Raw genomic sequence first — 18,292 nt, forward strand, 5'->3', positions numbered from 1 at the left:
GCCGGAGCCGGAGCTGATCCATGGGTGCACACAGGCGGAAGTGCGACTGGTGCGGCAGCGGTACGCCCATCGTCAGGGACATGGACCCGGTCAACGCGGACTATCAGTACTGGTGCGAGGAATGCGCACGCGCGCTGATCATAAAAGGCGACCCCATCGAGACCTACCGGGAGCTCGAGGGGGAGCCGATCTACGGGCGGCTCCTGGAGGAGCACTGCACCCTCAAGCGCTTCTACTCCTTCGCCACGGCCTGACCGCTTCCCCTCTTCCGGCGGGGGAAAACCGGTCGGACCGGAATCGATTTGGTGGACGGCCCGGGTGACCGGTACTGTTCTCGATGTCGCCAGGGAGACCGGGCGGCGCAACGAGGGGCTATAGCTCAGTTGGTAGAGCGCTTGCATGGCATGCAAGAGGTCAGGAGTTCAATTCTCCTTAGCTCCACAGTGAAGTGGGAACGGCGGGCCATCCGATGCGGATGGCCCGCCGTTCTGCGTGCGGAGGCCGACAACGCCTATTGCCCGGAAGGGGTCCGGCTCGGTGCGGTACCCTGACGCCATGCGTGCCGTAGCCCTTCTGCTTAGCGAGCCGCGCTGATCAGTCCCGACCGGTGAGAACGCCTGGTCGGCATCAGCGCGGCGTCCCCTCCTGTGCGAGGGGATTTTTCGTTTCCAAGGACGTGTGTCCGTAGACGTGGATGCCGGCAGATGACGATCGATGGAGCTTTGAGGATCATGAGCGAGACGAATTCCGCAGCGGACGCCGCTGCGCCGCACCGCTACACGGCAGCGATGGCCGCCGACATCGAGGCACGCTGGCAGGACTTCTGGGACGCCGAGGGCACGTACGAGGCGCCCAACCCGACCGGTGACCTGGCGGGCGACCCGGAGCTGGCCGCCCGGCCCAAGAAGTTCATCATGGACATGTTCCCGTACCCCTCCGGTGCGGGACTGCACGTCGGCCACCCGCTGGGCTACATCGCCACGGACGTCTTCGCCCGCCACCAGCGCATGACCGGGCACAACGTCCTGCACACCCTGGGCTTCGACGCCTTCGGCCTGCCGGCCGAGCAGTACGCCGTGCAGACCGGCACGCACCCGCGGGTCTCCACCGAGGCCAACATCGAGAACATGACGGCGCAGCTGCGCCGACTGGGCCTGGGCCACGACAAGCGCCGCTCGTTCGCCACGATCGAGTCCGAGTACTACAAGTGGACCCAGTGGATCTTCCTGCAGATCTTCAACTCCTGGTACGACACCGAGGCGGACCGCGCCCGGCCCATCGCCGAACTGGTCGCCCAGTTCGAGAGCGGCGAGCGCCCCACCCCCGACGGCCGTGACTGGTCCGCGCTGAGCGCCGCCGAGCGCGCCGACGTCCTGGGCGAGTACCGGCTGGCCTATGCCTCCGACGCGCCGGTCAACTGGTCGCCCGGCCTGGGCACCGTCCTGGCCAACGAGGAGGTCACCGCCGACGGCCGCTCCGAGCGCGGCAACTTCCCCGTCTTCAAGGCGAAGCTGCGCCAGTGGAACATGCGCATCACCGCCTACGCCGACCGGCTGCTGAACGACCTGGACGGGCTGGACTGGCCCGAGGCGATCAAGCTGCAGCAGCGCAACTGGATCGGCCGCTCCGAGGGCGCGCGGGTCGACTTCCCGGTCGACGGCGCGGGCAGCGTCACCGTCTTCACCACCCGCCAGGACACCCTGTTCGGCGCCACCTACATGGTGCTGGCGCCGGAGCACGAGCTGGTCGAGCGGATCATCCCCGCCGCCTGGCCCGAGGGCACCCACCCGGTCTGGACGGGCGGCCACGCCTCGCCGGCCGAGGCGGTCACCGCGTACCGCAAGCAGGCCGCCGCCAAGTCGGACGTGGAGCGGCAGGCCGAGGCCAAGGACAAGACCGGTGTCTTCACCGGCGCGTACGCCACCAACCCGGTCAGCGGCGAGCAGATCCCCGTCTTCATCGCCGACTACGTGCTGATGGGCTACGGCACCGGCGCGATCATGGCCGTCCCGGCGCACGACGCGCGGGACTTCGCGTTCGCGCGCGCCTTCGAGCTGCCGATGCGCTGCGTGGTCGAGCCGTCGGACGACCGCGGCACCGACGCCTCGACGTGGGAGGACGCCTTCGCCTCGTACGACGCGAAGCTGGTCAACTCCGCCAACGACGAGATCTCGCTGAACGGCCTGGGCGTCGCCGACGCCAAGGCCCGCATCACCGAGTGGCTGAAGGAGCACGGCGTCGGCGAGGGCACCGTCAACTTCCGGCTGCGCGACTGGCTGTTCAGCCGCCAGCGCTACTGGGGCGAGCCCTTCCCGATCGTGTACGACGAGGAGGGCATCGCCCACCCGCTGCCCGAGTCGATGCTGCCCCTGGAACTGCCCGAGGTGGACGACTACTCGCCGCGCACCTTCGACCCGGACGACGCCGACACCCAGCCCGAGACCCCGCTGTCGCGCAACGCCGAGTGGGTCAACGTCACGCTGGACCTGGGCGACGGCCCGAAGAAGTACCGCCGCGAGACCAACACCATGCCCAACTGGGCCGGTTCCTGCTGGTACGAGCTGCGCTACCTGGACCCGAACAACTCCGAGAAGCTGGTCGACCCGGCCATCGAGGAGTACTGGATGGGCCCGCGCGAGGGGCAGCCGACCGGCGGCGTCGACCTGTACGTGGGCGGTGCCGAGCACGCCGTACTGCACCTGCTGTACGCGCGCTTCTGGTCCAAGGTGCTGCACGACCTGGGCCACGTCTCCTCCGCCGAGCCGTTCCACAAGCTGTACAACCAGGGCATGATCCAGGCGTTCGTCTACCGGGACAGCCGCGGCATCGCCGTCCCGGCCGCCGAGGTCGAGGAGCGCGACGGGGCGTTCTACTACCAGGGCGAGAAGGTCTCCCGCGTCCTGGGCAAGATGGGCAAGTCCCTGAAGAACGCCGTCACGCCCGACGACGTCTGCGCCGAGTTCGGCGCGGACACGCTGCGCCTGTACGAGATGGCCATGGGCCCCCTGGACGTGTCGCGGCCCTGGGACACGCGTGCGGTCGTCGGTCAGTACCGGCTGCTGCAGCGGCTGTGGCGCAACATCGTCGACGAGGAGACCGGCGAGGTCACCGTGGTCGACTCCGAGCCCGGCGAGGACACGCTGCGCGCGCTGCACAAGGCCATCGACGGCGTCGGCGGCGACATGGCCGGCATGCGCTTCAACACGGCGATCGCCAAGGTCACCGAGCTGAACAACCACCTGACCAAGGCGGGCGGCCCGCTGCCCCGCCCGGTCGCCGAGGCCCTGGTACTGCTGGTGGCGCCGCTGGCCCCGCACATCGCCGAGGAGCTGTGGCACCGGCTGGGCCACACGGAGTCGGTCGTGCACCAGGACTTCCCGGTGGCCGACCCGGCGTACGTCGTGGACGAGACCGTGACCTGCGTGGTGCAGGTGAAGGGCAAGGTCAAGGCGCGCCTGGAGATCTCCCCGTCGATCACCGACGCGGAGCTGGAGGCCCTGGCCCTGGCCGATCCGGCCGTCGTCGCCGCGCTGGGCGGCGCGGGCATCCGCAAGGTGATCGTCCGCGCGCCGAAGCTGGTGAACATCGTTCCCGCGTAGTCGCGGAGACGGGTGGGGGCTTTCCCCTACGGGCAGGTTGGGGGTTCCGGCGGAACCTCCAGCCTGCCCGTTCCGTTTACGGTGGAGAGGACCGGTGTAGGTGTACCGGAGGCCGTCACACCATCCGAGGGGCGCTCATGGAAGCCGTGATCCTGATTCTGGGGCTGCTCGTCGTCGCCTTCATGGCCCTGGGCGTCTACGCGACGGTCAAGGTGGTCGGGGCGGCCAGGCGCGGCGTGGACCGCACGATCACACAGGCGCGCCGCACCGTCGAGGACACCACCCTGCGGGCCAAGAGCTACGGCCAGCTGGGCGTCGGCGGTGAGCTGGCACAGCTGCGCCTCTCGCTGCGCACGTCGATGCGCGCCACTCAGGACGCCCTGCGGACGGGCGTGGCCGAGGACGCGTCGCTGTCGGAGTCCCTGGGGCTGTTCGACCGGCTCAGCGTGCACGGACTCGAACTGGACGCGGAGCTGAAGGCGCTGGAGCGCGAGCCCGACAAGGCGACGGTGGCCTCGCGGCTGCCGGGCCTGAAGAAGCGCACCGAGCAGATCACCGGGTCCGCCGACGCACTGCGCTGGGCCGCCCGGGACCGGGCCCGCAAGTTCGCCGACGACGAGCTGTCGGCGCTGAACGCGCAGATCGATGTGGAGGCCGGGGCGCTGCGGCACTGGACGACGGGCCCGGGGGAGCCGACGGCGGCCCAGGGCCCTGAGCAGCAGGGGCCGGTGGCGCCGGGGGAGTGGGGCGGGGAGCCCGACGCGCCCGAGGCCATCACCGCCCGGGATCCCCGGCAGAGCACCGCCTATCCGTGGCAGAAGGCGGCCCGGCCGGAGACCACCAACTGAGCGGCGCCCCTGGGGGAGAGCGGCACGACCACCCGTGACCGAGGGTGGCAGGATGCGATGCGAAGCGACCGCGACTGATCACTCGCGCGGGGTCGGACTGCCTAGTCGGCGCGCCTGCGGGTAACCTCCGGGGCATGTCCCGCCATGTCGCGATCGTCACCGATTCAACGGCCTACCTGCCGCCCGACACGATGCGGCGGCACGGCATCACGGCGGTGCCGCTGACCGTGGTGCTGGGCGATCAGGCCCTGGAGGAGGGCACCGAGATCTCGGCCCGTTCGCTGGCCCTGGCCCTCCAGAAACGCCGTTCCGTGACGACGTCCCGGCCCAGCCCCGAGGTCTTCGCCGCCACCTACCGGTCCGTCGCGGAGGCCGGTGCGAGCGGCATCGTCTCGCTGCATCTGTCGTCGGAGTTCTCCGGTACGTACGACGCGGCGGTGCTCGCGGCGAAGGACGCCCCGGTGCCGGTGCGCGTGGTCGACACGGGCATGGTCGCGATGGCCCTCGGCTTCTGCGCCCTGTCCGCCGCCGAGACGGCCGAGGCGGGCGGCGGCCTGGACGAGGCGGTGGCGGCGGCCGAGAAGCGCGCGTCGGGCACCTCCGCGTATTTCTACGTCGACACCCTGGACTACCTGCGCCGGGGCGGCCGGATCGGCGCCGCGCAGGCCCTGCTCGGCTCGGCCCTCGCGGTCAAGCCCCTGCTCCAGCTCGACGGCGGCCGGATCGAGCTCCTGGAGAAGGTGCGGACGGCCTCGAAGGCCATCGCCCGGCTGGAGGAGATCGTCGCCGAGCGCGCGGGCAGCGGACCCGTGGACATCGCCGTGCACCACCTCGCGGCGGCCGAGCGCGCGGAGCGGCTGGCGGAACGGCTGCGGGAACGCGTGCCCGGCCTCGCGGACCTGCACGTCAGCGAGGTCGGCGCGGTGATCGGCGCGCACACCGGGCCGGGGCTGCTGGGCGCTGTGGTCTCGCCGCGCTGAGGAGCCGGGGCGGCCGGTGTGCGGTGCTTGGCGCCCGGTGCCCGGTGCCCGGTGCCCGGTGCCCGGTGCTCGGCGCGCAGCGTTCGGCGTCCGGTGCCTGGCCCCGGCGTCCGGTGCTCGGCGCACAGTTTCGGCGTCCGGTGAGAATGTCACTCTCCGGAGTGGGCGAGTTATCCACAATGGGTCCGTCGTCCACGGAAATCGCCTGGGCTCAGCGGGATTCGGCGGGACTGCCTAGCGTCCTGATCCATGGCTTCCCGATCACATCGTGCAACCAGCGGACCCGGCGGACCGGGTGCAGGCCCCGGCCGCGCCCCGGATTCCGACGGGCGTCTGCGACGAGCGGCGCGGCCTGGGCCGGGCCGCCGACGCCGGACCACGGCCCGCGCGGAGGCGGCCGCGGCGGCGCGCGGCAGGGCCGACGCGCTGATGGCGGGCGGGGGCGGAGGGCGCGTCGCGCGGTGGGGGTGGGGGCGGCTGTGCCGGTTGTGGCGCCGCCCGTTGAGGAGCCCCGGGCGGCGGGCGGTGGCGCGGAGTCGCCCACGGGTGTGGTGCGCGAGGCGCCCGAGGGGCGGTGGGCGGCGGCCGTGTTCGCGGTGCGGGAGCGGCTGCCCGTGTGGGTGCAGCTCCGATGCGGTCTGGAGCCGAAGACCCTTGCCGCGCTCGCCGTGGTGCTGGTCGTGGCGGCCGTGTTCGCCGGGATGCACTTCTGGTCCGCCCGGCCGGAGGGCGTCCGGGCGCCGGACATGGTCGGCGAGGCGGTGCACGCGCCTGCGCCCGTGCCGGAGGCGGACTCGGACGCGGAGCGGGAGGGCGGTGGCCGGCCCGCACCGTCCCCCGGCCCTGCTGCCGGTCCGGGCGGGCAGATCGTGGTGGACGTCAGCGGGAAGGTGCGGGACCCGGGGCTGCGCAGGCTGCCCGCCGGATCGCGGGTGGACGACGCGCTGACGGCGGCGGGCGGGGCGCGGCCCGGGACGGACCTGGCGGGGCTCAACCGGGCCCGGGTGCTCATGGACGGCGAGCAGATCGTGGTGGGCGCCCCGCCGGCCCCGGGACCGGCCCCCGGCGTGGCCGGTCCCGCCGCTGACGGGGGCGAGCCGGTGAGCCTGAACACCGCGACGGCGGAGCAGCTGGAAGGGCTTCCGGGCGTAGGACCGGTCCTCGCCCAGCACATCGTGGACTACCGCACGCAGCACGGCGGATTCCGGTCCGTGGAGGAACTCCGCGAGGTCAACGGGATCGGCGACCGCCGGTTCGCGGATCTGCGGCCCCGGGTGCGGCCGTGAGGGCGGTGGACGCCCTTGGGGCGTCGGGGATGCGTGCGGTGGAGGAGGCCCACGAGGCGGCGGACATCCACGCGGCCTCGGGCAAGCGGTTGGGGCTCTCCGACCCCCGGCAGGAGGGCCCGGCCGACCTCCGGTTGCTCGCCCCGGCAGCGGCGGCCTGGGCCGGTGCGGCGCTCGCGGTGGGCGTTCCCGGGCGCTGGGCGGCGATGGGGGTGGTGCTCTGCCTGGGGACGGCGATGGTCCTCCTCGCGGTGGGGCTGCGGCGCCCGCGTGCGGCGGACGGGGGTGACGCGGCGGATGGCGGGGCGCGGGGCGGGGGCAGCGCGGTGGGGGTGCGAGGTGGGGTTGGTGGCGCCGGGGTGCGGGGTGCGGGCGGTGAGGGTGGAGGCGCCGGAGCGCGGGGTGCGGGCGGTGGAGTCGGTGGCTCCGAGGTGCGGGCCGGGGGTGGTGAGGTCGGTGGCGCCGGAGTTGGGGCTGGGGGCGGTGGTGTTGGTGGCGCTGCGGTGCGGGGTGCGGTGGCTGCCGTGTCCGTGTCCGGTGCCGGGCGGGCGCGGTGGCGGTTGCGGGCGACGGCCGTCGCGGCGGCGCTGCTCTGCGCGGCGGCCGGGGCGGCGTCCGCCGGTCTGCACGGTGCCGACGCGCGCCAGGGCCCCGTGCCCGGACTGGCCCGGCAGTTCGCGCGCGTCCAGGCGGAGATCACCCTCACTTCCGATGCCCGGCGCACGTTCCCCCGGGTGCGCGGCGACCACAGCACACCCGCATCCCTGCTCCTGGACGCGGAGGTCACCCGGCTCATGCGGGCCGACGGCACGGCCGTACGGCTGCGGACGCCGGTCCTGGTCATCGTCCCGCCGGGCGGCGCGGCGGCGGCCTGGCAGCGACTGCTGCCCTCCACCCGCCTGCGGATCAGCGGGCGCCTGGCGCCCCCGCTGCACCAAGGCGAACGGGTCGCCGCCGTGCTGCGACCCGACGGCAAGGCTCCGCCCCGGGTGACCGGGCCGCCCAGCCTCCTCCAGCGCACGGCCGGCCGGCTGCGCGCCGGGCTGCGCGAGGCCACCGACGGACTGGGCCCGGACGCACGGGCGTTGCTGCCCGGCCTGGTCGTCGGCGATACGTCACGGATCACCCCCGAATTGCACGACGCGTTCCGGGCGACCGACCTCACGCACCTGATGGCCGTATCCGGTTCAAACCTGGGCATTCTGCTCGTTCTGCTCATCGGGCCGCCCGGCCGGGCGCTACGGGCCGAACGCGGAGGGCTGGCGCCCAGGCTCGGGATCTCCCTGCGGATGACCGCACTGCTCGGCGGCGGGCTCACACTCGCCTTCGTCCTGGTCTGCCGGCCCGAACCCAGTGTGCTGAGGGCCGCCGCGTGCGGGCTGATCACGCTCCTCGCCATCGGCACCGGGCGGCGCCGGACGCTGATCCCCGCGCTGTGTGCCGCCGTGCTGCTGCTGGTGCTCTACGACCCGTGGCTGGCGCGCAGTTACGGCTTCGTGCTGTCGGTGCTGGCCACCGGCGCCCTGCTGACCCTCGCCCCGCGCTGGAGCGAGGCGCTGCGACGGCGCCGGGTGCCGCCACGGCTGGCGGAGGCGCTGGCCGCGGCGGCCGCCGCGCAGGCGGTGTGCTCGCCCGTGGTGGTGCTGCTCGCCTCCCGGGTGAGTCTGGTGGCGGTCCCGTGCAATCTGCTGGCGGAGTTCGCCGTGGCGCCGGCCACGGTCCTCGGGTTCGCCGCGCTGGCCCTGGCGCCGGTGGCGATGCCGGCGGCCGGGCTGCTCGCCGCCGTCGCGGGGTGGCCGGCCGGGTGGATCGCCTCGGTGGCCAAAACCGGGGCCGCCTTCCCCGGGGCGGAGGCCGACTGGCCCGACGGCCTGTCAGGGGCCGCGTTGCTGGCCGCCGTGATCCTGGTCCTGGTACCGGCCGCGCGCTGGGCCGGGCGGCGCCCCTGGGTCTGCTCGGCCACCGCGCTGCTGCTGCTCCTCGCGGTGTTCCGGCCGGCGCCGCTGACCCGGGTGCTGACCGGGTGGCCGCCGCCCGGCTGGGCGTTCGCCATGTGCGACGTCGGTCAGGGCGATGCCCTGGTGCTCGCGGCCGGACCCGGCTCCGGCGTGGTCGTGGACGCCGGCCCCGATCCCCGGCTCGCCGACCGGTGTCTGCGCGAACTGGGCGTCAGCCGTGTCCCGTTGCTGCTGCTCACCCACTTCCACGCCGACCATGTGCGGGGCCTTCCCGGGGTGCTGCGCGGCAGGGCGGTGGGCGCGATCCAGACGACGAGCCTGGACGAGCCGCCGGAGCAGGCCGCGTTCGTCCGGAGAACGGCGGCGGGGGCCGGTGTGCCCCTCCTGCGGGCCGCGCCCGGCGAACGGCGGCGGATCGGCAAGCTGGACTGGCAGGTGCTGTGGCCTCCGGGGGCGGCGGGCGCGGCCGGTCCCGTCCCGTACGACGTTCCGCAGGACCCGAACGACGCCAGTGTCACCCTGTTCGTGCGCACCGGCGGGCTCACCCTGCTGCTCCCGGGCGATCTGGAACCGCCCGCCCAGCAGGCGCTGCTGCTCAGCCATCCGGAGCTGCCCCGGGTGGACGTGCTCAAGGTCGCCCACCACGGCTCCGCGCACCAGGACAGCGCCCTGCTGCGGGCCGTCCGGCCCCGGTTCGCGCTGGTGAGCGTGGGCCGGGACAACCCGTACGGGCACCCGGCGCCCCGCACCGTCGACGCGCTCGCCGGGCAGGGGGCGGTGGTGCTGCGCACCGACAGGGACGGGGCGATCGCGGTGACCGGTTCGGGGAGCGGGCTGCGGGCGGTGGGGCGGTCATGACGAGGTACGCGGCGAGGCGGCGGGCGGCGCTCTCCGCGCCGGACCGGGCGGGAGCCACGGGCCCCACGGGACCCACACGCGCCTCCGGCGCTCCGGCCTCAGACCAGCCAGCGGCCGTCGGTCATCAGGTCGCGGCCGGGCTGCTCGTTGGACTCCCGCCAGGCCCGGACCGCGTACGGGGTGAAGCGGAGGTACACCCAGGCGGGGCGCCCCCGCAGGTCCCAGGAGAACTTCGCGGCGAACGCCTCGCCCGACGCCGGCGGAAGGTCCGTGCCCTCCACCACCTCGCCCCTCGCCTCGATCATGACCACGTCGCGGGTGTGGCCCAGGGCGATGTGGGCCCGGCCGTCCGGAGTCAGGTTGACCGCCGTCGGGTTGGTGCGCCGGGTCGCCATCAGCAAGGTCTCCCCGTCCCACACGAACCACAGCGGCACGAGGGTCGGCGCCCCGTCGGCGGAGGCCGTCGACACCCAGGCGTCGGTGTCCTCCGCCAGGCGGTCGAGCACGTCCTGCTTGCGCTGTTCACGGCTGCGCGCCGGTTCCGGAAGGGGCATGGCGCGCACGCTAACCCGCGCCCCGGCCGCGTAACACCGTCGTCGGACCTAGGACGCGTCGGACGCGGCCTAGGACCAGTGGCGCATGGCGCGCGGCCGGGGCGGCGGCGGAGACTGGCCCCATGGACCCGCAGCTGCCGCAGACCATCGACGCCTACCTGGACCGCATCGGCGCCGCCAGGCCCGCGCGCCCCGACGCCTCGGCGCTGCGTGAGCTGCAACTGCGCCACCTCATCGCCGTGCCCTTCGAGAACCTCTCCATCCATCTCGGCGAGGACATCGTGCTGGAGGACGGACCGCTCCTGGACAAGATCGTGGGCCGCGAGCGCGGCGGCTTCTGCTACGAACTCAACGGCGCCTTCGCCGTACTGCTGCGGGCGCTCGGCTTCCGCGTCACCCTCCTCCAGGCCCGGGTCCACGGCGACGGGGGACGGCTCGGCATCCCGTACGACCATCTGGCGCTGCGCGTCGAGACGGAGGACGGGACCGGCCCCTGGCTCGCCGACGTCGGCTTCGGTGACCACGCCAGGCGCCCGCTCGCGCTCGACGACCGCGCCGACCAGGAGGACCCGGGCGGAACCTTCCGGATCGTCCCGGCCCCGGACGGCGGGGAGTCCGGGGACCTCGACGTCCTCTGCGACGGCACGCCCCGGCTCCGGCTGGAGCGGCGGCCCAGGGAACTGGCCGACTTCCGGGCCGGCGCCTGGTACCACCGCACCTCGCCCGACTCCCACTTCACCCGGGCCCCGGTCTGCTCGCGCAGTACGGACGACGGCCGGATCACCCTCAGCGGCCGCAAGCTCCTCACGACGGTGGGCGGCGAGCGGCGCGAGACACCGCTGGGCAGCGACGACGAGGTGCTGGCGGCCTACCGGGACCACTTCGGCCTGCGCCTCGACCGGCTGCCCGGAAAATCGGACCTTCGGTAACACCTGCGCCCAAGCCCGCGCCAGCCGTTCTGTTTGCCTCGAACGCCTCAATGGTGGTCGAATGCATGCTCGTCGGCGGGCCGCTGCTCCGACAACGACGTCTGCCCTCCGGCCCGAGGTGAACGAGTGCCCGGGAGTGTGTGGAGATGTTCGGCCGTTGGTTCGGAAACAAGGGTGCGACGGGTGCCGCTCGGGGCAACGCCCTCGCCGGACTGATGGTGCCGGACTCGGCGGGTGTGCTCAGCTGCCGGGTGCTCGACCCGGTCAACGAGCCCGTGGCACTGGCGGAGTTCGTACTGACGGACCGGGCGGGGCGCAAGGTGGTCGGGGGCGAGACCGACCCGTACGGCAGTGTCATGGCCACGATTCCGGCGGGGGAGTACCGGCTGGCCGTCACGGCGGAGGGGTTCACCCCCTTCCACGGTTCGGCCACGGTGACCGAGGGCGGCCATGCGAGCCTCGGCGATGTGACCCTCCAGATCGCCGCCCCGCCGCAGCTGCCCGAGCCGGGCGACTGGGAGATCGAACCGATGCACTCCCAGATCGGGTTCACCGCCCGGCACATCGGGATGGCCCGCATCCACGGCCGGTTCAACACCTTCGCGGGGGCGGTGCGGATCGCCGACCGGATGGAGGACTCTGCGATGCACGTCGTCATCGACGCCGCGTCGATCGACACGAACGTGCAGATGCGCGACGACCACTTGCGCTCCAGCGACTTCCTGGACGTCGGGCGCTACCCGACGCTGGAGTTCTACAGCGACCGCTTCGTGCACCGGGGCGGCACCCGCTGGGGGGTGAGCGGTGCGCTCACGCTGCACGGGGTGAGCCGTACGGTGACCCTCGACACCCAGTACCTCGGGCTCGGCAACGGCATGGAGGGCGAGTCCCGGGCGGCCTGCCGCGCCACCACGCAGCTGCACCGCGAGGACTTCACGCTCACCTGGCAGACCATGCTCGCCCGCGGCATCGCGGTCGTCGGCCCGAGCATCTCCATCGAGATGGACGTCCAGATCGTCCCGAAGGGCTGATCCCCCGCCCTGCGGGGCCGGTCCTACGGGGCCTCCAGCCACCCCTCGTACTCCGCGGCGAACGCGTCGAGCGCCGCCGGGTCGAGACGGTGGTCCGGGTCCTCCACGACGACCAGCCACTGGGCGTCCTCGGCGTCGTCCTCGCCGGCCAGCGCGTCCCGTACGAGCTGCGGTTCGTCCGTGACGCCGAAGCGGTCGGCCAGTTCCTCAGCCGCCTCCTCGGCCGCATCGCGGTCGGGCAGCACCAGTACGTGTCTCTCATCGCTCACGTACTCATTCTCGGGTACGGGGGACGGCGCGGCGGACCCGGCCGCGACCGGGCTGTCAGTGGCCCGTGGGATGCTGGACGGCGATGGCCACCAGAAGGAATTCCACCGACGATCCGCTCGCCCCGCTCACGCTCGCCGTGGGGCAGGAGGACCTGCTCCTCGACCGCGCCGTGCAGCAGGTGGTGGCGGCCGCGCGCGCCGCCGACGCCGACACGGACGTCCGGGACCTCACCCCCGACCAGCTCCAGCCGGGCACGCTGGCCGAGTTGACCAGCCCCTCGCTCTTCGCCGAGCGCAAGGTCGTGGTCGTGCGCAACGCGCAGGATCTGAGCGCGGACACGATCAAGGACGTCAAGAAGTATCTGGACGACCCGGTCGAGGAGATCACCCTCGTCCTGCTGCACGCGGGCGGCGCCAAGGGCAAGGGGCTGCTCGACGCGGCCCGCAAGGCGGGGGCCCGCGAGGTCGCGTGCCCGAAGACGACGAAGCCGGCCGAGCGGTTGTCCTTCGTCCGGGGGGAGTTCCGCGCGCTGGGGCGGTCCGCGACGCCCGAGGCGTGCCAGGCGCTGGTCGACTCCATCGGTAGCGACCTGCGGGAGCTGGCCAGCGCGGTGTCGCAGCTCGTCGCGGACATCGAGGGCACGATCGACGAGGCGGTCGTCGGGCGCTACTACACGGGGCGGGCCGAGGCGTCCAGCTTCACGGTCGCCGACCGTGCCGTCGAGGGGCGGGCGGCGGAGGCACTGGAGGCCCTGCGCTGGTCGCTGTCCACGGGGGTGGCGCCCGTCCTGATCACCAGTGCGCTGGCGCAGGGTGTCCGCGCCATCGGCAAGCTGTCCTCGGCGCGCGGGGGGCGGCCGGCGGATCTCGCGCGGGAGCTGGGCATGCCGCCGTGGAAGATCGACCGGGTGCGGCAGCAGATGCGGGGGTGGACGCCGGACGGGGTCGCCGTGGCGCTGCGGGCCGTCGCGGAGGCGGACGCGGGGGTGAAGGGGGGCGGGGACGACCCCGAATACGCGTTGGAGAAGGCGGTGGTGGCCGTGGCGGGGGCCGCGCGGGGCGGGCGTAGCCCGCGGTAGTCCGGTGCGGTGGTGGCCCTGTGCGCCGCGGTCGTCCTCAAACGCCGGACGGGCTGGTTTCGCCGTGCGGGCTCAGGTGTCCTCGAGCGCCGGACGGGCCCGTTCGCCCTGCCCATGCCGAAGGCCCCGGCGTCCTGGGGAAAGGACTTCGGGGCCTCGGGTTCAGATGGGTGCGTCGCACCCGCGTGGCGAACGCAGGTTCGGTGTGCGGCGCGGGGGCCGGGACGGAGCGGGGTAGAGGGCCCGCTTGATCCGGTCCGGCGGTGGGATCAGATCGCTCAGCCCTGGAGGGTGGCAGCCTTGGAGGCCAGCGCCGACTTCTTGTTGGCGGCGGCGTTCTTGTGGATGACACCCTTCGAGACGGCCTTGTCCAGCTGACGGGACGCGGCGCGCACGGCGACGGTGGCCTTCTCGACGTCGCCGGCGGCGACGGCCTCGCGGGCCTTGCGGATCGCGGTCTTGAGCGACGACTTGACGGCCTTGTTGCGCAGGCGCGCCTTCTCGTTCGTCTTGTTCCGCTTGATCTGGGACTTGATGTTCGCCACGAAAGAGCCTTTTCAGGTTCGTTGGATCTTCGATGTGTGTCCGCGCGGCCCGAGAGCCACATGGCACAGCTGTCCACGGTAGCAGGACCGGTCCGACCGGCCCAAACCGGTCGCCGCCCCGCAGGCGTGGGACGATGGAGGCTACGTACAGATCCGCCCCGACCCGAACCGACCCGAGACACGGCGTCCGGCGTCTCAAGAATCAGGACCCTGCGTGCCCGCGACTCCTCTCCACGTGCCCGAGCCGAGCCGTACCGACCCGGCGCTGATCCGCAACTTCTGCATCATCGCGCACATCGACCACGGCAAGTCGACCCTTGCCGACCGGATGCTCCAGCTCACCGGGGTGGTCGACCAGCGGCAGATGCGCGCTCAGTACCTCGACCGGATGGACATCGAGCGCGAGCGCGGCATCACCATCAAGTCCCAGGCGGTCCGGCTGCCCTGGGCGCCGACCACCGGTGAGGGCCAGGGCAGCACCCATGTCCTCAACATGATCGACACGCCGGGCCACGTCGACTTCACCTACGAGGTCTCCCGGTCGCTGGCCGCCTGCGAGGGCACGATCCTGCTGGTCGACGCCGCGCAGGGCATCGAGGCCCAGACCCTGGCCAACCTCTACCTGGCGATGGAGAACGACCTCACCATCGTCCCGGTGCTCAACAAGATCGACCTGCCGGCCGCCCAGCCCGAGAAGTTCTCCGAGGAGCTGGCCAGCCTCATCGGCTGCCAGCCGGAGGACGTGCTCAAGGTCTCCGCGAAGACCGGCATGGGCGTGGACGCGCTGCTCGACCGCGTCGTCCGGGACATCCCGGCGCCCGTCGGTGACGCCGACGCGCCCGCCCGCGCGATGATCTTCGACTCGGTCTACGACTCGTACCGGGGCGTCGTCACGTACGTCCGTGTCGTCGACGGTTCGCTCAACAAGCGCGAGCGGATCCGGATGATGTCGACCGGCGCCACCCACGAGCTGCTGGAGATCGGTGTCTCCTCGCCGGAGATGACGCCCTCCGACGGCATCGGCGTCGGCGAGGTCGGCTACATCATCACCGGCGTGAAGGACGTCCGGCAGTCCAAGGTCGGTGACACGATCACCTCGCTGAACAACGGTGCGACCGAGGCGCTGGGCGGCTACAAGGACCCCAAGCCGATGGTGTTCTCCGGGCTCTACCCGCTGGACGGCTCGGACTACCCGGACCTGCGCGAGGCCCTGGACAAGCTCCAGCTCAACGACGCCGCCCTGGTGTACGAGCCGGAGACCTCCGCGGCGCTCGGCTTCGGCTTCCGCGTCGGCTTCCTCGGCCTGCTCCACCTGGACGTGGTCCGCGAGCGGCTGGAGCGCGAGTTCGGCCTCGACCTCATCGCCACCGCGCCCAACGTGGTCTACCGGGTCGAGATGGAGGACGGCACCGAGCACACCGTCACCAACCCGAGTGAATTCCCCGAGGGCAAGATCGACAAGGTGCACGAGCCGGTCGTCCGGGCCACGGTCCTGGCGCCCAGCGAGTTCATCGGCGCGATCATGGAGCTGTGCCAGCAGCGCCGCGGCACCCTCCTCGGCATGGACTACCTCTCCGAGGACCGCGTCGAGATCCGCTACACGCTGCCGCTCGCGGAGATCGTCTTCGACTTCTTCGACCAGCTGAAGTCCAAGACCCGGGGCTACGCCTCCCTCGACTACGAGCCCACCGGCGAGCAGTCGGCCCAGCTGGTCAAGGTCGACATCCTGCTGCACGGCGACAAGGTCGACGCGTTCTCCGCGGTCACGCACAAGGACAAGGCGTACGCGTACGGTGTGCGCCTCGTCGCCAAGCTGCAGAAGCTCATCCCCCGGCAGAACTTCGAGGTGCCGATCCAGGCGGCCATCGGCTCCCGGGTCATCGCCCGCGAGACCGTCCGCGCCATCCGCAAGGACGTCCTCGCCAAGTGCTACGGCGGCGACATCTCCCGTAAGCGCAAGCTGCTGGAGAAGCAGAAGGAAGGCAAGAAGCGGATGAAGATGGTCGGCAACGTGGAGGTGCCGCAGGACGCGTTCATCTCCGTGCTGTCGACCGACGAGTCCGCCGGGGAAGGCAAGGCCAAGAAGTAGTCCCGGCAGGCAGACCGAACGGGCCCCCGTGCCGCAGCACGCTGCGGCACGGGGGCCCGTTCGTTATCAAGCGGCGTCCGATTGCCCCTTACGCGGGGCGCGCGGGCGCTCTACCCTGATCACGACTTCTTAGTTACTCGCCAGTTAAGCAAGCGGGATCGCAGCACGTAGACGCAGACAGCAGCAAGCACCATCGCCGCAGGCCCGGAGGATGTCGTGAGCGACACACAGACCATGATCGATAACCGTCCGCCCTCCGTGGCGACCCTCTTCATCGACCGGGTGGCGGCCACCCCGGACGGGGAGGCCTACCGCTATCCCGTGCCCGCGGCCGGCGGCGAAGGCCCCGACGAGTGGAAGTCGCTCAGCTGGGCGCAGGCCGCCGAGCGGGTGTACGCCGTGGCCGCCGGGCTGATCGCGCTCGGCGTGCAGCCGGAGCAGCGCGTCGCCCTCGCCTCCTCCACCCGGGTCGAGTGGATCCTCGTCGACCTCGGCGTCATGTGCGCGGGCGCCGCGACCACCACGGTCTACCCCTCCACCAACGCCGAGGAGTCGGCGTTCATCCTCGCCGACTCCGAGAGCCGGGTCCTGATCGCCGAGGACGCCGTCCAGCTGGCCAAGGCCCGCGAGCGCCGCGCCGAGCTCCCGAACCTCGCCCACGTCGTGGTCATCGACGCCGAGGGCGCCGGTCCGGCCGAGGGCGACCCCGAGGGCTGGGTGCTCACCCTGGCCGAACTGGAGGCCCTGGGCGCCGAGCACCTGGCGAAGAACCCGGAGGCGGTCCGCGAGCGCGTCGACGCCATCACCTCCGAGCAGCTGGCGACCCTCATCTACACGTCGGGCACCACCGGCCGCCCCAAGGGCGTACGGCTGCCGCACGACAACTGGTCGTACATGGCCAAGGCCACCGTCTCCACCGGCCTGATCACCAAGGACGACGTCCAGTACCTCTGGCTGCCGCTCGCCCACGTCTTCGGCAAGGTCCTCACCTCCGGGCAGATCGAGGTCGGCCACGTCACCGCCGTCGACGGCCGCGTCGACAAGATCATCGAGAACCTGCCGGTCGTCCAGCCGACCTACATGGCCGCCGTGCCGCGCATCTTCGAGAAGGTCTACAACGGGGTCGCGGCCAAGGCGCGCGCGGGCGGCGCCGCCAAGTACAAGATCTTCCAGTGGGCGGCCGGCGTCGCCCGCGAGTACGCCCGGGTCTCCCAGGACAACTTCCGGCGCACCGGCAAGGCGTCCGTGCCCTTCGCGCTCGGCAGCAAGCACAAGGTCGCCGACGCACTCGTCTTCGCCAAGATCCGCGAGGCGTTCGGCGGCCGGCTCCGCGCCTGCGTCTCCGGCTCCGCCGCGCTCGCCCCCGACATCGGGCTCTTCTTCTCCGGCGCCGGCATCCACATCCTGGAGGGCTACGGCCTCACCGAGTCGAGCGCCGCCTCCTTCGTCAACCCGGGCGAGAGCTACCGCACCGGCACGGTCGGCAAACCGCTGCCCGGCACCGAGGTCCGCATCGCCGACGACGGCGAGATCCTGCTGCGCGGCCCCGGCATCATGCAGGGCTACCAGGGGCTGCCGGACAAGACCGCCGAGGTGCTGGAGGCCGACGGCTGGTTCCACACCGGCGACATCGGCGAGCTCTCCGTGGACGGCTACCTCCGGATCACCGACCGCAAGAAGGACCTGATCAAGACGTCCGGCGGCAAGTACATCGCGCCCGCGGAGGTCGAGGGCCAGTTCAAGGCGGTCTGCCCGTTCGTCTCCAACATCCTCGTCCACGGCGCGGACCGTAACTTCTGCACCGCGCTGATCGCCCTGGACGAGCCCACCATCCTCGGCTGGGCCGCCGAGAACGGCATGGAGGGCAAGTCGTACGCGGACGTCGTGGCCTCCCCGAAGACCGTCGAGCTGATCGACGGCTACGTGAAGCGGCTCAACGAGGGCCTTCAGCGCTGGCAGACCATCAAGAAGTTCCGGCTGCTCCCGCGCGACCTCGACATCGAGCACGGCGAGGTCACGCCCAGCCTCAAGCTGAAGCGGCCGGTCGTGGAGCGCACCTACAAGGACCTGATCGAGGAGATGTACGCGGGCTCCCGCGAAGCCTGACCCGCGCCCGCGGCACCTTCGCACGCCCCCCGAAAGCCCCCGCGCGCTCCGGCGCGGGGGGCCGGCGCGTTCTCGCCGCAACCTCTTCACCACCCACTTCGGTAACTCGGCGCGTATGTGAAGGGCCGATCTGTCACTCTGTCCGTGTCGTCAGCGGCGCA

Annotated in this window: 14 protein-coding genes and 1 tRNA gene; 12 read left to right on the forward strand and 3 right to left on the reverse strand. The window is 72.4% G+C overall.

Annotated elements, in window-relative coordinates; translation table 11 throughout:
• Nucleotides 1-20 precede the first annotated feature (20 nt).
• The 7 genes from NEH16_RS21600 to NEH16_RS21630 all read left to right on the forward strand — a co-directional run bounded on the left by NEH16_RS21600 (nt 21) and on the right by NEH16_RS21630 (nt 9,529).
• Entirely contained in the window at nt 21-254 is a 234-nt protein-coding gene (locus NEH16_RS21600; RefSeq protein ID WP_018103228.1) for a hypothetical protein, read from the forward strand.
• Between the two features lie 114 nt (nt 255-368).
• Nucleotides 369-441 (forward strand) — tRNA-Ala (locus NEH16_RS21605).
• 290 nt (nt 442-731) lie between these two features.
• On the forward strand, nt 732-3,599 hold the full coding sequence (gene leuS, locus NEH16_RS21610) for a leucine--tRNA ligase (RefSeq protein ID WP_265544427.1): 2,868 nt from the start codon (nt 732-734) through the stop codon (nt 3,597-3,599).
• Between the two features lie 137 nt (nt 3,600-3,736).
• Nucleotides 3,737-4,447 (forward strand): hypothetical protein, encoded by a 711-nt coding sequence (locus NEH16_RS21615; RefSeq protein ID WP_265544428.1) that lies wholly within the window; start codon nt 3,737-3,739, stop codon nt 4,445-4,447.
• Between the two features lie 134 nt (nt 4,448-4,581).
• A complete protein-coding gene (locus NEH16_RS21620) occupies nt 4,582-5,427 on the forward strand; it encodes a DegV family protein (RefSeq protein ID WP_073965238.1) in 846 nt (281 codons plus the stop codon).
• Between the two features lie 488 nt (nt 5,428-5,915).
• Nucleotides 5,916-6,713 carry a ComEA family DNA-binding protein gene (locus NEH16_RS21625; protein WP_265544430.1) on the forward strand — a complete coding sequence of 266 codons (798 nt, stop codon included), beginning with the start codon at nt 5,916-5,918 and terminating at the stop codon, nt 6,711-6,713.
• A 29-nt stretch (nt 6,714-6,742) separates the two neighbouring features.
• Nucleotides 6,743-9,529, forward strand: coding sequence for a ComEC/Rec2 family competence protein (locus NEH16_RS21630; RefSeq protein WP_265544432.1), 2,787 nt, complete (start codon nt 6,743-6,745; stop codon nt 9,527-9,529).
• Between the two features lie 98 nt (nt 9,530-9,627).
• Here the strand turns inward: NEH16_RS21630 and NEH16_RS21635 are convergent, their stop codons facing one another.
• Nucleotides 9,628-10,083 (reverse strand): pyridoxamine 5'-phosphate oxidase family protein, encoded by a 456-nt coding sequence (locus NEH16_RS21635; RefSeq protein WP_265544433.1) that lies wholly within the window; start codon nt 10,081-10,083, stop codon nt 9,628-9,630.
• A gap of 122 nt (nt 10,084-10,205) precedes the next feature.
• Here NEH16_RS21635 and NEH16_RS21640 point away from each other — a divergent pair, with 122 nt between their 5' ends.
• The gene (locus tag NEH16_RS21640; RefSeq protein WP_265544434.1) at nt 10,206-11,012 is read left to right on the forward strand and encodes an arylamine N-acetyltransferase family protein; all 807 of its coding nucleotides are present in this window, start codon (nt 10,206-10,208) and stop codon (nt 11,010-11,012) included.
• A 146-nt stretch (nt 11,013-11,158) separates the two neighbouring features.
• The gene (locus NEH16_RS21645) at nt 11,159-12,043 is read left to right on the forward strand and encodes a YceI family protein (protein ID WP_265544435.1); all 885 of its coding nucleotides are present in this window, start codon (nt 11,159-11,161) and stop codon (nt 12,041-12,043) included.
• Between the two features lie 23 nt (nt 12,044-12,066).
• Here the strand turns inward: NEH16_RS21645 and NEH16_RS21650 are convergent, their stop codons facing one another.
• Complete coding sequence (locus NEH16_RS21650; protein WP_073965243.1) at nt 12,067-12,312, reverse strand: hypothetical protein; 246 nt, start codon at nt 12,310-12,312, stop codon at nt 12,067-12,069.
• 83 nt (nt 12,313-12,395) lie between these two features.
• Here NEH16_RS21650 and holA point away from each other — a divergent pair, with 83 nt between their 5' ends.
• Nucleotides 12,396-13,391: a DNA polymerase III subunit delta gene (gene holA, locus NEH16_RS21655; RefSeq protein WP_018103238.1), complete on the forward strand. Its 996-nt coding sequence runs from the start codon at nt 12,396-12,398 to the stop codon at nt 13,389-13,391.
• 278 nt (nt 13,392-13,669) lie between these two features.
• Here holA and rpsT read toward each other — a convergent pair whose 3' ends face one another.
• Nucleotides 13,670-13,936 (reverse strand): 30S ribosomal protein S20, encoded by a 267-nt coding sequence (gene rpsT, locus NEH16_RS21660; RefSeq protein ID WP_018103239.1) that lies wholly within the window; start codon nt 13,934-13,936, stop codon nt 13,670-13,672.
• A 214-nt stretch (nt 13,937-14,150) separates the two neighbouring features.
• On the opposite strand from rpsT, the gene lepA reads away from it, so the two are divergent.
• Both lepA and NEH16_RS21670 read left to right on the forward strand, forming a co-directional pair.
• Nucleotides 14,151-16,025: a translation elongation factor 4 gene (lepA, locus tag NEH16_RS21665; RefSeq protein WP_073965244.1), complete on the forward strand. Its 1,875-nt coding sequence runs from the start codon at nt 14,151-14,153 to the stop codon at nt 16,023-16,025.
• A 216-nt stretch (nt 16,026-16,241) separates the two neighbouring features.
• Nucleotides 16,242-18,131 carry an AMP-dependent synthetase/ligase gene (locus NEH16_RS21670; protein WP_265544437.1) on the forward strand — a complete coding sequence of 630 codons (1,890 nt, stop codon included), beginning with the start codon at nt 16,242-16,244 and terminating at the stop codon, nt 18,129-18,131.
• Nucleotides 18,132-18,292: the final 161 nt, after the last annotated feature.

This window comes from Streptomyces drozdowiczii (assembly GCF_026167665.1).
Classification (GTDB): Bacteria; Actinomycetota; Actinomycetes; order Streptomycetales; family Streptomycetaceae; genus Streptomyces; species Streptomyces drozdowiczii_A.